The sequence below is a fragment of the Limnohabitans sp. Rim47 genome (genome assembly GCF_001517545.1).
Classification (GTDB): Bacteria; Pseudomonadota; Gammaproteobacteria; order Burkholderiales; family Burkholderiaceae_C; genus Limnohabitans_A.
In genome coordinates, this window is sequence record NZ_FBYA01000001.1 from 726819 (window position 1) to 741219 (window position 14401).

General features: G+C 59.6%; 12 protein-coding genes, 1 tRNA gene and 1 pseudogene. 8 read left to right on the forward strand and 6 right to left on the reverse strand.

The features are described from left to right. The first annotated feature begins 70 nt into the window (after positions 1–70). A pseudogene (gene rng, locus BN3544_RS03340) lies at positions 71–1545 on the forward strand (ribonuclease G). A gap of 19 nt (positions 1546–1564) precedes the next feature. On the opposite strand, the gene msbA reads toward rng, so the two are convergent. Beyond that, complete coding sequence (gene msbA, locus BN3544_RS03345) at positions 1565–3337, reverse strand: lipid A export permease/ATP-binding protein MsbA (RefSeq protein ID WP_026036440.1); 1773 nt, start codon at positions 3335–3337, stop codon at positions 1565–1567. 99 nt (positions 3338–3436) lie between these two features. Between msbA and tolB the strand changes: the two genes are divergently transcribed. From tolB to BN3544_RS03380, 7 genes are all read left to right on the forward strand, one after another. Then, positions 3437–4729 carry a Tol-Pal system beta propeller repeat protein TolB gene (gene tolB / locus BN3544_RS03350; protein WP_019428762.1) on the forward strand — a complete coding sequence of 431 codons (1293 nt, stop codon included), beginning with the start codon at positions 3437–3439 and terminating at the stop codon, positions 4727–4729. 39 nt (positions 4730–4768) lie between these two features. Beyond that, positions 4769–5305 (forward strand): peptidoglycan-associated lipoprotein Pal, encoded by a 537-nt coding sequence (gene pal / locus BN3544_RS03355; protein WP_019428763.1) that lies wholly within the window; start codon positions 4769–4771, stop codon positions 5303–5305. A 5-nt stretch (positions 5306–5310) separates the two neighbouring features. Beyond that, positions 5311–6084, forward strand: coding sequence for a tol-pal system protein YbgF (gene ybgF / locus BN3544_RS03360; protein ID WP_019428764.1), 774 nt, complete (start codon positions 5311–5313; stop codon positions 6082–6084). A 19-nt stretch (positions 6085–6103) separates the two neighbouring features. Beyond that, positions 6104–7219, forward strand: coding sequence for a YeeE/YedE family protein (locus BN3544_RS03365; protein ID WP_019428765.1), 1116 nt, complete (start codon positions 6104–6106; stop codon positions 7217–7219). Next, positions 7216–8004, forward strand: a complete 789-nt coding sequence (locus BN3544_RS03370; protein WP_019428766.1) for a tRNA threonylcarbamoyladenosine dehydratase — start codon at positions 7216–7218, stop codon at positions 8002–8004. Before BN3544_RS03365 ends, BN3544_RS03370 begins: the two co-directional genes overlap by 4 nt. Positions 8005–8048: 44 nt before the next feature. Then, a tRNA-Lys gene (locus BN3544_RS03375) sits at positions 8049–8124 on the forward strand. A 92-nt stretch (positions 8125–8216) separates the two neighbouring features. After that, positions 8217–8468, forward strand: coding sequence for a hypothetical protein (locus BN3544_RS03380; protein WP_019428767.1), 252 nt, complete (start codon positions 8217–8219; stop codon positions 8466–8468). 101 nt (positions 8469–8569) lie between these two features. Here the strand turns inward: BN3544_RS03380 and BN3544_RS03385 are convergent, their stop codons facing one another. From BN3544_RS03385 to dapC, 5 genes are read right to left on the reverse strand one after another with little or no spacing between them, the layout of a single operon-like run. After that, positions 8570–10585 (reverse strand): ATP-binding cassette domain-containing protein, encoded by a 2016-nt coding sequence (locus BN3544_RS03385; RefSeq protein WP_019428768.1) that lies wholly within the window; start codon positions 10583–10585, stop codon positions 8570–8572. Next, positions 10582–11097 carry a GNAT family N-acetyltransferase gene (locus BN3544_RS03390; RefSeq protein ID WP_019428769.1) on the reverse strand — a complete coding sequence of 172 codons (516 nt, stop codon included), beginning with the start codon at positions 11095–11097 and terminating at the stop codon, positions 10582–10584. Before BN3544_RS03390 ends, BN3544_RS03385 begins: the two co-directional genes overlap by 4 nt. After that, a complete protein-coding gene (prmB, locus tag BN3544_RS03395; RefSeq protein WP_019428770.1) occupies positions 11094–11981 on the reverse strand; it encodes a 50S ribosomal protein L3 N(5)-glutamine methyltransferase in 888 nt (295 codons plus the stop codon). Before prmB ends, BN3544_RS03390 begins: the two co-directional genes overlap by 4 nt. Then, positions 11978–13147, reverse strand: coding sequence for a succinyl-diaminopimelate desuccinylase (gene dapE / locus BN3544_RS03400; RefSeq protein ID WP_019428771.1), 1170 nt, complete (start codon positions 13145–13147; stop codon positions 11978–11980). The genes prmB and dapE overlap by 4 nt, the downstream gene beginning before the upstream one ends. A gap of 3 nt (positions 13148–13150) precedes the next feature. Continuing rightward, positions 13151–14365, reverse strand: coding sequence for a succinyldiaminopimelate transaminase (dapC, locus tag BN3544_RS03405; RefSeq protein ID WP_019428772.1), 1215 nt, complete (start codon positions 14363–14365; stop codon positions 13151–13153). Positions 14366–14401: the final 36 nt, after the last annotated feature.

Sequence of the window (14401 nt, forward strand, 5' to 3'; positions counted from 1 at the left end):
GGTCCGTGCCCCGTGCCCTTGTGTGTTGACATGCTGTGAGCCGCCCCCATTTTTCAACCTGATTCCATCCATGCAACAAGATATTTTGGTCAATTGGTCGCCCCAGGAAACCCGGGTCGCGGTGGTCGAATTTGGTGCCGTGCAAGAGCTGCACGTCGAACGCACGCTGGAGCGCGGTCTGGTGGGCAATGTGTACTTGGGCAAAGTGGCCCGGGTCTTGCCTGGCATGCAGTCGGCTTTCATCGACATCGGTCTGGACAAGGCTGCCTTTTTGCATGTGGCCGATGTGTGGCAAAAACATGCCGAAGGCGAGGCCGCTGCTGCACGCACAGGGGCCAGCCGCTGGTGCCCATTGAAAAACAGGTGTTTGAAGGCCGAGCGATCTTGGTGCAGGTCATCAAGGACCCGATGGGAACCAAGGGCGCTCGTTTGTCTACGCAAATCAGCATTGCGGGACGGCACCTGGTGTTTTTGCCCCAAGACGACCACATTGGCGTATCGCAAAAAATTCCTTCTGACCAACGGGATGCGCTGCGCAAAAGACTTTTGTCGCTGGTAGGCCCAGCGGGTGGCGGCTTCATTTTGCGCACCAATGCGGAAGATTCGAGCGACGAAGAATTGCAAGACGACATCGCTTATTTGCGCAAAACCTGGACCCGCATCAAGGAAGCCTCGATGCGTTTGCCGCCCGCGTCCTTGCTGCACCAAGACCTCACGCTGTTGCAGCGTGTGTTGCGCGATCTGGTGGGCGAGGTCACGCAAAGCATCCGCATCGATTCACAAGAGCAGTTTGCCAAACTGCAGTCGTTTGGTCTTGAGTTCATGCCCAAAGCGGCGGAGCGCCTGCAACTCTACAAAGGTGAGCGGCCGATTTTCGACCTTTACGCGATTGACGAGGAAATCGCCAAGGCACTGGGCCGTCGGGTGGACCTCAAATCCGGTGGCTACCTGATCATTGACCAGACCGAAGCGCTGACCACGGTGGATGTGAATACGGGTGGTTATGTCGGGGTGCGTAATTTTGAAGACACCATCTTCAAGACCAATCTGGAGGCGGCTCAGGCCATCGCCCGCCAGTTGCGTCTGCGCAACCTGGGCGGCATTGTGATTGCTGACTTCATCGACATGTCCCGCGCGGATCACCAAGATGCCGTGTTGGCCGAGTTTCGCAAGCAGTTGGCACGGGACCGTGTCAAAACCATGGCGGGTGGTTTTTCATCGTTGGGCTTGCTTGAAATGACCCGCAAACGCACCCGCGAGTCATTGGCTCACATGCTGTGCGAGCCTTGCCCCAGTTGCCAGGGCAAGGGCATCGTCAAGACGCCGCGCTCGGTGGTGTACGACATCTTGAGAGAAATTCTGCGCGAAGCGCGTCAGTTCAACCCCCGTGAGTTCCGCATTTTGGCCACCTCGGCGGTGATCGATTTGTTGTTGGACGAAGAAAGCCAGCACCTGGCGGGCTTGTCAGACTTCATCGCCAAGCCGATTTCGCTGCAAGTTGAGCCCGCCATGGGGCCTGAACAATACGATGTAGTCTTGCTCTGAGCCCTGCTGAGCGGGACCGTCAAGTGGCCTCGTTGGCCCATTCGCCACGGTGGTGCAATCGCGCATAAGCGCCACCCGATGCCAGCAAGTGGGCTGGGGCACCTTGTTCCACAATCCGGCCCTGCTCCATGACCACCACACGGTCTGCATGTTCTATGGTGGACAGGCGGTGCGCCACGATCAACGTGGTCCGACCTTGCATGAGTTTTTGCAAGGCATCCTGAACCAGCCGTTCAGACTCGTTGTCCAGCGCTGAGGTGGCTTCGTCGAGAATCAAAATCGGCGCATCTTTGTAGAGCGCCCTGGCAATGGCCAGTCGCTGGCGCTGACCACCAGACAGCTGGCTGGCGTTGTGGCCCAACAGCGTGTCCATGCCTTGGGGCATTTGCGACACATGGCTCCACAGGTTGGCCGCTTCTAGGCTGGCCTGAATCCGATCTCTGTTTGCGGCATGACCCAGGCAGACGTTGGCGGCCACTGTGTCGTTGAGCATGACTACATCCTGGCTGACCATGGCGATTTGCCGCCGCAAACTGTCCAGCGCCCAATCCTGAATGGGGACGCCATCGATGCACACCTGGCCAGAGCTGGCTTGCACGAACCTGGGCAGCAATTGGATCAAGGTGGTTTTGCCGGCCCCTGATGCGCCCACGAGGGCCACGGTTTCTCCAGGGCTGACCTCGAGATTGACCCCTGACAGCGCCGGTTGCCCCTCAGCGGTGAACTTCAAATGCACATCCTGCCAAGACACGGCACCCTGGGCTCGGGTGCTGGTGTAAGCACCTTGCGTTTCTTCCTTGGCCTCATGAATCAACGTCAGGCCTCTTTCGAGGGCTGCCAGTCCCCGGGTGATGGGGCTGGAAATCTCAGCCAAGCGCTTGATGGGGGCGACCAGCATCAGCATGGCGGTGATGAACGCCACAAAGCCGCCCACGGTTGCGCCTGATGCGCCGTTTTGACTTTGGTACAGCGCCAACACCAGCACCATGGACAGTGACAAAGCCGCCATGATTTGGGTCAATGGTGTCATGGCTGCAGAGGCCACGGTGGTCTTCAGGGCCAGACGACGTAGCACCTGGGCCAGTTGGGAAAAACGCGCAATTTGGTGGGCTTGGCCGCCTTGCAGTCGCACAACACGGTGGGCCAGGACGTTTTCTTCAACCACATAGGCCAGGTTGTCGGTGGCGTTTTGGCTTTCTTTGGTCAATTTGTACAGTCGCCGAGACAGCGCTTTCATGATCCAGCTCAAGCCTGGTGCCACCGTAAACACCACCAGGGTGAGCTTCCAGTTGAGCCACATCAAGTAACCCAGCAGGGCGATCAGCGTGAACCCGTCACGCGCCAATGCGATCACCGCGGACACCAATTGTGAAGAGCCATTTTGGACCTCATAAACAAGGGTGTTCGACAGGGCGCTGGCTGATTGCTTTGAAAAGAGGGACAGATCCGCCTTCATGAGTTGTGCGAACAACTGCGAACGGAGCTTTTCCATACCGTCATTGGTCAACCTGGAAAGGGCGTATTGAGCGACGAAGTTCGCCATGCCTCGGACCGTGAACAAGCCGACCACAGCCGCCGGGATGGCCCACAAAGGCAGTTTGTTCTCAGAAAACCCTTTGTCCAGCAAAGGCTGAAACAAGGCCGGAATCATTGGCTCAGTCAATGCGGCGATCAAGGTCGCCAAAACGGCTATGGCCCAAATCCCGCGCTGATTCCCAAAATAAGGCGCCAGTCGTCGCAAGCGTTGCCGAATACTGGACTGAGAAGTGGGAGGGGTGGAGGGCAGGCTCATGGCCTAGATTGTAAGTAGGGCTGCGGGCCCAAGGGCCAAAAATGGGTTTCTAAGGTGTACGATCATGGGTTTCGCGATTTCACTGACCAGCCTACCCACATGAAGCCTGTTTTTTTGCGCATTGGCCTGTTGTCCTGCTTGCTAAAGCTGCTAGTTTTGAGTGCGATGGCTGTGCCAGCTTGGGCGCAATTCCGTGTGGAAGTCAGCGGTGTGGGCATGACCCAGTTGCCCGTTGTGATTGCACCCTTCAAAGGCGAGGCGGCTGCCCCGCAAAAGTTGGCCAGCATTGTTCAGGCCGATCTGGAGCGCAGTGGTCAATTCAAGGGCTTGGCTGCGGGTTCTGCCCTGCTGGACGAAACCAGCCGGCCCGATTGGTCGCCTTGGCGCCAGTTGTCCGCCGAGGCCTTGGTTGCCGGCTCTGTGACCCGATTGGCCGATGGTCGTTTTGATGTCCGCGCCCGCTTGTGGGATGTGGTCAAGGGCCAGGAAAAAAGCGATTTCAAAGACACCGTCTCTGCGGGCGATTTGCGTTTGTCCGCGCACCGCATGGCCGATTGGGTTTACCAGCAGCTCACGGGCACTCCGGGCGCTTTCGCCTCACGCATCAGCTATGTGACCAAGGTGGGCGAGCGCTATTCTTTGTGGATTGCAGACTCCGACGGCGAAAACCCCAAGTCGGCTTTGACCAGCCCAGAGCCCATCATTTCACCATCCTGGTCGCCCAGTGGCACCCAGTTAGCCTACGTTTCATTTGAACTGCGCAAGCCCGTTGTGTACGTACACGAACTGGCCACTGGCCAACGGCGGGCAGTGGCCAATTTCAAAGGCTCTAACAGTGCGCCAGCTTGGAGCGCTGACGGAAAATCCCTGGCCGCGACACTCAGCCGCGATGGCGGATCCCAGCTTTTCCGGATTGACCTGAACGGCGGCGAACCGCGCCGCTTGTCGTCATCCGGCGGCATCAACACCGAGCCCGCATTTTCACCGGATGGCAGCGCTTTGTTCTTCGTCAGTGATCGGGGCGGCAGTCCCCAGATTTACCGCATGCCTGCTCAGGGTGGGCCAGCCGAGCGCATGACTTTCACGGGCACCTACAATATTTCGCCTGCGGTCAGTCCAGATGGGCGTTGGTTGGCCTATATCTCTCGCATTGGCGGTGCATTTCGTTTGCACTTGATGGATCTGGCTTCGGGTCAAGTCACCGCCCTGACCGACACTTCGGCGGACGAGCGACCCAGTTTTGCACCGAACAGCCGCTTGCTGGTCTATGCCACGATTTTCCAAGGTCGCGATTCCTTGATGACCACCACATTGGATGGGCGCATCAAAGCTCGCTTGGCCGGGCAAGGCGGCGATATCCGGGAACCCCACTGGGGCCCGGTGCGCAAATGAATTTTTGAACATTCACTTTTTAATTTGACGAGGTAATTCATGACGAATAAATTTTTGGCCAGTTTGTTGTTTGTGGCGCTGTTGGCGGGTTGTGCATCGGGCGTGAAACTGGACGATGTGCCGGTTGAAGACAAGTCGGCCACATCCTCTGGCGTGTCCACGCAAGGCATTGGCAACGACCAAAACGGCGCACAAACGGGTGTGAGCGGCGTGGTGGTTGACAAGTCGGTTTCGGGCATTGGCCCTGTGGGCGTGGCGCACGTGGTCTATTTTGATTACGACAGCTTCGTGGTTCGCGCTGAAGCCCGTCCTGTGATCGAAAACCATGCCCGTTTCTTGCAGGCCAACAAACAACGCAAAGCCAACTTGGAAGGTCACACCGACGAGCGCGGTGGCCGTGAATACAACTTGGCACTGGGCCAAAAGCGCGCCGAGTCTGTGCGTCAGGCTCTGAGTTTGCTGGGTGTGTCCGACAGCCAACTGGAAGCGGTCAGCTATGGCAAAGAAAAACCGGCTGCTCAAGGCTCTGCCGAAGCTGACTTGGCTAAAAACCGCCGCGTCGAAATCCGGTATTGATCGCCATGAGCACGCGCGTGGTTTCAAGCTGGGCATGGTCCCGATGGGCGCTGGTCTGTGTGATGTCCGGTTTGCTGGGCACAGCGCACGCGGCGCTTTTTGAAGACGATGAGGCCCGCAAGGCCATTCTGGATTTGCGCCAACGCGTCGAGCAATCGAACGCGGCCATCAAAGGCCTGAGTGAAGAGAACGCCCGGTTGCGCCGATCATTGCTTGATTTTCAGGGTCAGATCGAAAGCCTCAAGACCGAGCTGTCTCAAGGTCGTGGCGCTCAAGAGCAACTGGCCCGCGATGTGTCGGAAGTGCAATTGCGCCAAAAAGACATGGTGAACGGTGTGGACGAACGTTTGCGCCGTTTCGAGCCGTTGAAGGTCTCGGTTGACGGTGTCGAATTCATGGCCGAGCCCGCTGAAAAGCGCGACTACGAGGCGGCCATGGACACCTTCCGTAAAGGTGATTTTGTGGCTGCACAAGCGGCTTTGAACTCGTTTTTTCATCGCTACAGCAAAGGGGGTTATGCACCTTCGGCGCTGTTCTGGCTGGGCAATGCGCAATATGCCAACAAGGACTACAAAGAGTCGATGGTGAATTTTCAGCAAATGCTGAAGTCTTCACCCACACACCCGCGTGCGCCCGAAGCCATGTTGGCCGTCTCCAACATTCAGATCGAATTGAAGGACCTCAAAGCGGCCCGCAAAACGATGGAAGAATTGGTCAAGACCTACCCAGCATCCGAGACCGCAGCAACGGCACGCGATCGCTTGGCGCGCTTGCGTTGACCTCCAGGGCTTTCGGGTGATGACGCTCGATCAGATTCAGCTTCAGACCTTCGCGGTTCTGGGCCTGACTTTCTTGTTGGCAGCCTTGGCTGGGGTGTTGTTTCATCGCAGCCATTTTTGCACCATGGGGGCCGTCAGTGATTGGGTCATCATGGGCGACCGCACCCGCTCCAAGCAGTGGGCATTGGCGGTGGCGGTGGCTATATTGGGCTTTGGCCTCATGGCCTGGCGCGGCTGGATCAGCCCGCTCAACACGATTTATGCCAACAGTCAGCTGACCTGGCTCTCCTTGCTCTTTGGTGGGACGCTGTTTGGCGTTGGCATGGTGCTGGGCTCGGGCTGTCCCAGCAAATCTCTAATCCGTTTGGGGGGCGGCAACCTGAAATCGTTGGTGGTCCTGATGGCCATGGGTATTTCGGGCTTGGCCACTTTGCGCGGGCTAACCGCCGTGTGGCGAGTTCATTCAATCGATCAAGTCACGCTGGGCACGGGACCGGGCCCTTTTATGGGGCAATGGCTGGCCAGTGCAACGGGTTTGACTCTGCCCTTGGCATGGCTGATCTCGGCGTGTGTCTTGTCCGGTTTGTTGCTGGTCTTGATTTTCAGAGACCGTCAGTTCATGCCCCGGTCTGTGGCTTTTTCGGGTGTGGGTGTCGGCGCCGCTGTCGTGGCAGTTTGGTGGGTCAGTGGCGTGTTGGGCTTTGTGCCCGAGCACCCCGAAACACTGGAGCCCATTTTTCTGGCCACAGCCAGTGGCCGCATGGAATCCATGAGCTTGACGGCGCCTGTGGCGCATTGGTGGGATGCGTTCATGTACTTCAGTGATGGCAGCAAACGGCTGACACTGGGCATGGTCACGGTGCTGGGCTTGCTGGTCGGGGCGCTTGGCAGTGCCCAATCGCAGGGCACCTTTCGCTGGGAGGGTTTTACCCAGACCCCTGATCTGGCTTTGCATTTGCTCGGCGGCACACTGATGGGCATCGGTGGCGTCATGGCGATGGGGTGCACTGTAGGCCAAGGCTTGTCGGGTTTGTCCACCCTCAGTCTGGGCAGTTTCATTGCTGTATTCGGCATCGTGCTGGGGGCCGTTGTGGCTTTGCAGTGGCAATTGCGACGTGCAGAGGCTTTGGGATGAGTGATTTGCTGCTGCAAGAATCGAGCGACGAACGCCGTTTTGGCGGCTTGCAACGTCTGTACGGCGTGCAGGGTGCACGCCAGATTCGTCGGGCGCATGTCGTGGTGGTGGGCATTGGTGGTGTGGGTTCGTGGGCCGCTGAGGCCTTGGCCCGCAGTGGCGTGGCCCGGCTCACCTTGGTCGACATGGACCACATCGCCGAATCCAATATCAACCGCCAGATCCATGCCCTGACCAGCACCACAGGTCAGGCCAAGGTCGATGCCATGTGCGAGCGCATCGCCCTGATACATCCGGAATGTCAGGTGGATGCGATCGATGAATTTGTCACGCCTGAAAATTGGCCCAGTGTCTTGCCTTGCTTGCCCGATGCGGTGATCGACGCGTGTGATCAGGTTAAGGCCAAAGTTGCTATGGCTCATTGGGCGTTGATGAACGCAGTGGGATTCATCACGGTGGGTGCCGCGGGTGGCAAACGATTGGCGCACAAGGTCGACATTGATGACTTGTCAAAGATCACGCACGACCCCTTGCTGGCGCAATTGCGTTACCGCTTGCGCAAGCAGTACGGTGCCGCTCGCGGCGACAAGCGCATCGGCATTCAAGGCGTGTTCAGTCGAGAAGCCGTTGCGCCGCCCGACGCCTCTTGCGCCATCGAAGGCGACGGTTCGCTCAACTGCCACGGCTACGGATCGGTGGTCAGCGTGACCGCGACCTTTGGCATGTGCGCGGCCTCAGAAATTTTGAATTTTTTAGCAAGCGGTCTTCAGAAGGCCAAAAAATAACGCTATAATTTGAGTCTTGCTACAGTGCACAACACCTAAGCAAAGGGACCATAGCTCAGTTGGTAGAGCAGCGGACTTTTAATCCGTTTGTCGTGGGTTCGACCCCCGCTGGTCCCACCAAAAAAACTAAAAAGCACTTTGTATCTCGGTACAAAGTGCTTTTTTCATGGGCGCACGCATTGTGTACCCGGATCCCCATTGAAAGAGCTTCCATGACCAGCGAATTGAACAGCCAGAATGCATTGAACAAGAAGGCGTTGTGCGAGCCTTGCTCGGGCATCCAGCGCCATTGGCGGCGTGCGCCTGGCCATGCCGAGTTGGTGCAAGGTGCCAACCGCAAGGAGCAGCGCGAGTCGGGTCAAGCGACCATCACCGCGTACCGTTGCGATCGCTGCGGCACAGCGTGGGAATACGAAAACAACAAAGCCAATCAGCACGCAGGCTGGTCCGTGGTGGGCGAATAAACCTGAGTGTGCGGCCGACAGAGGTGGCCGAAGTCCAGTGATTCACGCGCTTTAAAAAGGGGCCCATTTTCATGGGCCCCTTTTTTGTGCGTTGAATCGGCTCAGGCCGTTTCTTCTAGCAAATTCGTCAGTTCGAGCCAGCGCTCTTCCAGAGCGGCGACTTCATCCGACAAGGCTTTCAGGCGGCGACCGGCCTCGGCAATTTCTGTGGGCAGCAACGGCGCACTCAGTTGTTGTTCGAGTTGTGTTTTCTCTGCTTCGATGCTGGCCATGCGTTGCTCGTTTTGCTCCAATTCGCGTTTCAGGGGGCGGGTTTGAGCGGCCAGTTGCTGGCGTTTTTGGGCATCGACTTTGCGTTGCTCCGCACTGCTGATGCCGGAGTTGCTTGCGGGTGCGGTCATAGGCACCGGTGCGGCGGCCATCGTGATGAGGGGTGTTGACTCAGCAGCGGGCACTGCCACCGAGCCCGTTGAGTCGCGTGCGGCATTTTTGGCCACTTCACGCAAGCGCTTGGACTCTTCCAACAGGTAACGCTGGTAGTCGTCCAGATCGCCGTCAAACGGCTCGACCTTGCCCCGGCCCACCATCCAGAACTCGTCACATACGGCGCGCAGCAAGGCCCGGTCGTGGCTGACCAGCATGACGGTGCCTTCAAATTCGTTGAGTGCCATCGACAGGGCCTCACGCGTGGCCAAGTCCAGGTGGTTGGTGGGCTCGTCCAGCAGCAATAGGTTGGGGCGCTGCCACACGATCATGGCCAGCACCAGGCGGGCTTTTTCGCCACCGCTCATGGTGCCTACAGCCTGTTTGACCATGTCACCTGAGAAGTTGAAAGTGCCTAGGTAGTTGCGCAGGTCTTGCTCGCGGCTGGGTTCGCCGCTGTTGGGGCCCAGTTCTTTGGCCAGCCGGATCATGTGCTCCAGCGGTGTGTCTTGCGGGTGCAACACGTCCAGCTCTTGTTGTGCAAAGTAGCCGATGTTCAGGCCTTTGCCTTCGGTCAGCGTGCCACCCAGTAGCGGCATGGTGCGGGCAATGGTTTTGACCAAGGTCGATTTGCCCTGACCGTTGGCACCCAGAATGCCGATGCGCTGTCCGGCCAAGACCGATTTGCTGACGCCTTGCAAGATGGCTTTGGGTTCGTCGTCCACGATGTAGCCAAAGTTCGCCTCGCTGATGGCCAGCATCGGGTTGGGCAAGTTGTTGGGTTCCTTGAAGCCGAAGGTGAATTCGGCATCGGCCAGCAGTGGGGCCACTTTTTCCATGCGTTCCAGAGCCTTGACCCGGCTCTGCGCCTGCTTGGCCTTGCTGGCCTGGGCCTTGAAGCGGTTGATGAATTTTTGCAGGTGAGCGATCTTGTCTTGCTGCTTGGAAAAAGAAGCTTGTTGCAGCTCCATTTGTTGCGAGCGCAAGATTTCAAACGCACTGTAATTGCCGCCGTAGCGCGTCAGTTTGGCGTGGTCGATGTGCAAAGTGACATCGGTCACCGCGTCCAGAAATTCCCGGTCGTGGCTGATCACGATCATGGTGCCCGCGTAGCGTTGCAGCCAGGCTTCCAGCCAGACCAAGGCATCCAAATCCAGGTGGTTGGTGGGTTCGTCCAGGATCAGGATGTCGGACGGGCACATCAGCGCTCGTGCCAGTTGCAATCGCATGCGCCAGCCGCCCGAAAAACTGTTGACCGGGTTGTTGAGTTCGTCAACGCGAAAACCCAAGCCCAAAATCAGCGCTTCGGCGCGGGGCAGGGCGTCGTGGTCGCCCGCATCGGCCAAGTCGGTGTAGACATGGGCCATCTCCATGCCGTCGCCGCTTTCTTCGGCCAACACCAGGCGTTGGCGCAATTCGGCCAAACGGGTGTCGCCTTCCAGCACAAAATCGGCGGCGGGCTGGTCGGTCTCGGGCATGTTTTGCGCGACTTGCGCCATGCGCCAGGCTTTGGGGATTTCGAAGTCGCCGCCGTCTTCAATCAGTGTTCGGTTGAACAGGGCAAACAAAGTGGATTTGCCTGCGCCATTGCGCCCGACCAAGCCGACTTTTTCGCCGGGGTTAAGGGTGACCGAGGCTTGGTCGAGCAGCACTTTGGTGCCGCGGCGGAGGGTGACGTTTTTGAGGTTGATCATGGGGTGTGTGGGGTGACCGCGTCCTGCGCCGTCAAGGTCGTGCCAAGGTAAACCAGATCAGGGTCCGGGTGATTTTTGAAAGCTGGCATGGGGGTAAAGCCCATGCGCTGGTAAAGGCCAAGGGCCAGCGTGTTCGTGCGCCAAGTGCTCAGGCCCATGCGCTCAAAGCCTGCTGCGCGCGCTTGCGCCATGAGGTGCTGCGTGAGCTGCCGCGATGCCCCCAGGCCGCGAAATGCGGGGCGCACATACAAGCGTTTGAGTTCTGCCAGACCCGCTTCACGCGTGCATGTGAACGCGCCACAACCGAGCAGCTGATCCGCCGTTTGGATCAGCCAGGCCTGACCTTGCGCACCCGAATACCGCTCTTGGGGCTGCAGCATGTCGCCGTGGATGGAACTCAGACTGGGGTTGTTCAGGTCGGTGCGGGTGTATTCGCGCATCAATGCCACGAATGCATCCCACTGCGCTGGGTGCTCGACACGCACCCACTTGAAACGCTTGGTGGGGCTCATGCCAGTGGCGACGCGAGCAAGGCGGCACGGGTGATGAGCAGCACCTGGTCTTCACCGGAGCTGGTGTCCAGCCAGGCCACTTCCAGGTCAGGGAATGCCGCTTCAAAGTGCGCACGCTCGTTGCCGATTTCCAGCACCAGTACCGCTTGTTCGCTCATGCGCGACGGGGCGTCTTGCAAGAGTTGGCGCACAAAGTCCATGCCGTCGGCCCCGCCTGCCAAAGCCAGTTCAGGCTCTGCGCGGTATTCGGCGGGCAAGGCGTCCATGCTGGCTTGGCAGACATATGGCGGGTTGCACAAAATCAGGTCGAATGGCCCAGGCAAGGCCGCCAGACCATCGCTGTGCACCAGTGTCACGCGCTCTTGCAGCGCGTGACGCTCGGTGTTGATGGCCGCTACGGCCAGGGCATCGTCAGAAATATCGGCACCGGTGACTTGTACCTCGGGCCAGGCCAGCGCAGCCAACACGGCCAAGCTGCCATTGCCGGTGCACAGGTCCAGCACCTGTGTGGTTTGGTCGCTCAGCCAGGCGTCGATGGTGCCGTCGGCCAGAACTTCGGCGATCAGGCTGCGCGGCACGATGGCGCGTTCGTCGATGTAAAACGACACGCCTTGCAACCAGGCTTCGCGCGTCAGATAAGCGGCAGGCTTGCGCGTGGCAATGCGCTGTTCAATCAACGCAGTGCAGGCCGCCTGTTGTTCGGATGTGATGGCTTGATTCGCCACTTCGTCCAGGTCGATGTCCAGCGGCAGGCCCAGCCGCCAAAGCACCAGCCAAACGGCTTCGTCGAAGGCGCTCTGGGTGCCGTGGCCAAAGGCCACATTGGCTTGGCTCAACCGTTCGGCCGATGCCTCGATCAGCCCAGCAAGGGTCATCGCGCTCATGCCGACAAGCTCTGGTTGAGTTGTTCCAGAGTCCGCCGATAAATCGCCTTGAGCGGCGCGATGTCGGCCAGCGCCACATGCTCGTTGACCTTGTGGATGGTGGCGTTGGGTGGGCCGAACTCGATCACCTGCGGGCAGATCTGGGCGATGAAGCGCCCGTCGCTGGTGCCGCCCGTGGTCGACAGTTGGGTGGTGAGACCCGTTTCGTCGGTAATGGCTTTTTGCACAGCGGCGACCAAATTACCGGGCGTGGTCAAAAAGGGCAGGCCGCCGATGGTCCATGTCAGTTCGTACTGCAGGCCGTGCTGGTCGAGCACAGCCCTCAGGCGCTGTTGCAGGCTTTCGGGCGTGGATTCGGTGCAAAAGCGGAAGTTGAAATCCACCACGCAGTCGCCCGGAATCACATTGCTCGCGCCGGTGCCCGCGTGGATATTGCTCACCTGCCAGCTTGTGGGCGGGAAGAAGGCGTTGCCTTCGTCCCAACGGATGGCCACCAAGTCGGCCAGTGCCGGGGCCAGGCGGTGGATCGGGTTGTCGGCCAAGTGCGGGTAGGCGATGTGCCCTTGCACGCCTTTCACGGTGAGCTTGCCGCTCAGGGTGCCACGTCGGCCGTTCTTGATCATGTCGCCCGTCTGCTGCACCGAGGTGGGCTCGCCCACGATGCAGAACTGCGGTGCTTCGCCCCGGTTCACCAGCTGCTTGCAGACCACCACCGTGCCGTCAAGGGCTGGACCTTCTTCGTCGCTGGTCAGCAAAAAGGCGATGCCCAGTTCAGGGTCTGGATGGCTCGCCAGAAATTCCTGCACAGCCACGACCATGGCGGCCAGCGAGGTTTTCATGTCGCTCGCGCCGCGGCCAAACAGCTTGCCGTCTTTGTGCGTGGGGGTGAAGGGGTCGCTTTGCCATTGTGCGAGTGGCCCTGTGGGCACCACGTCGGTGTGTCCGGCAAACGCCAAGACTTGGCCGCTTTTACCGGCGCGTTTGGCCCACAGGTTTCGCACCCTGAAAGTGTCGGGGCCTGAGTCCATGTATTCGCAGACAAAGCCAAGGGGGGTCAATGCCTCGGCAATCAGGTCCATGCAACCCGCGTCATGGGGGGTGACGGAAGGTTTGGAGATCAGCTGTTCGGCCAGGCGCAGGGTGTCGTGACAGGTGTTTGTGTTCATGGCTCAGACCTTGCTGGGGTGGGCGCGCACAAATCGGGCAATGCGCTCTGCCGCTTCCAAACACTCGGCGGTTTCGGCCACCAGGGCCATGCGGATGCGGCCTCGGCCGGGGTTGCTGCCGTTGAAGTCGCGTGCCAAATAGCTGCCGGGCAGTACCGTGACGCTTTCGGCTTCGTACAGTGCTTTGGCAAACGCGGCGTCGTCGCCATGCCAGCCCGCAGGCACACCGGCCCACAGGTAAAAACTGGCGTCGGGCAGCTTGACGTCCAAGACCTCGGCCAGAACGGGCGTGACCTGGGCGAACTTGGTGCGGTATTGGTTGCGGTTGTCCACCACATGGCTTTCGTCGCCCCAGGCGGCCACACTGGCCGCTTGCACCACCGGGCTCATGGCGCTGCCGTGGTAGGTGCGGTAGAGCAGGAACTGCTTGATGATGGCCGCGTCACCGGCCACAAAGCCGCTGCGCAGGCCGGGCACATTGCTGCGTTTGCTGAGGCTGGTGAAGGCGATCAGGCGCTTGAAGTCGGTGCGGCCCAGCTGGTGGGCGGCTTCGAGGCCACCCAAAGGCGCTTCTTCGCGGAAGTAAATCTCGCTGTAGCACTCGTCCGAGGCGATCACGAAACCGTGCTGGTCGGACAGGGCGAACAGTTTGGCCCATTCGGCCAGCGGCATCACCGCGCCCGTGGGGTTGCCTGGCGAGCAGACAAACAACAGTTGGGTGCGGGCCCATACAGCGGCGGGCACGCTGTCCCAGTCGTTGCCGAAATTGCGTGCCGGGTCACTGGGCACGTAATAGGTCTCGGCCCCCGACAACAAGGCCGCGCCTTCGTAGATTTGATAGAACGGGTTGGGGCTGACCACGGTGGCACCCGAGCGGGTCGGGTCGATCACGGTTTGCGTGAGGGCAAACAGGGCTTCGCGCGAGCCGTTGACCGGCAGCACCTGCGTGGCCGGGTCCAGCGCCAGCTGGTAGCGGGTTTGCAGCCAGGCAGAACAGGCCTTGCGCAGTGCAGGCTCGCCCGCTGTGGCCGGGTAGGCCGACAAGCCGTTGGTGACCGAGGCCTTGAGCGCTTCTTGAATAAAGGCCGGTGTCGCGTGCTTGGGCTCGCCGATGCCCAGGCTGATGGGCTTCAAGGCGGGGTTGGGTGTGACGCTGGCGAACAGCTGTTTGAGCCGTTCAAAAGGGTAGGGCTGCAGCTTGGAAAGAAGGGGATTCATCCCCCGATTATCCGGGATGAAGTGGCCGCAATCGGC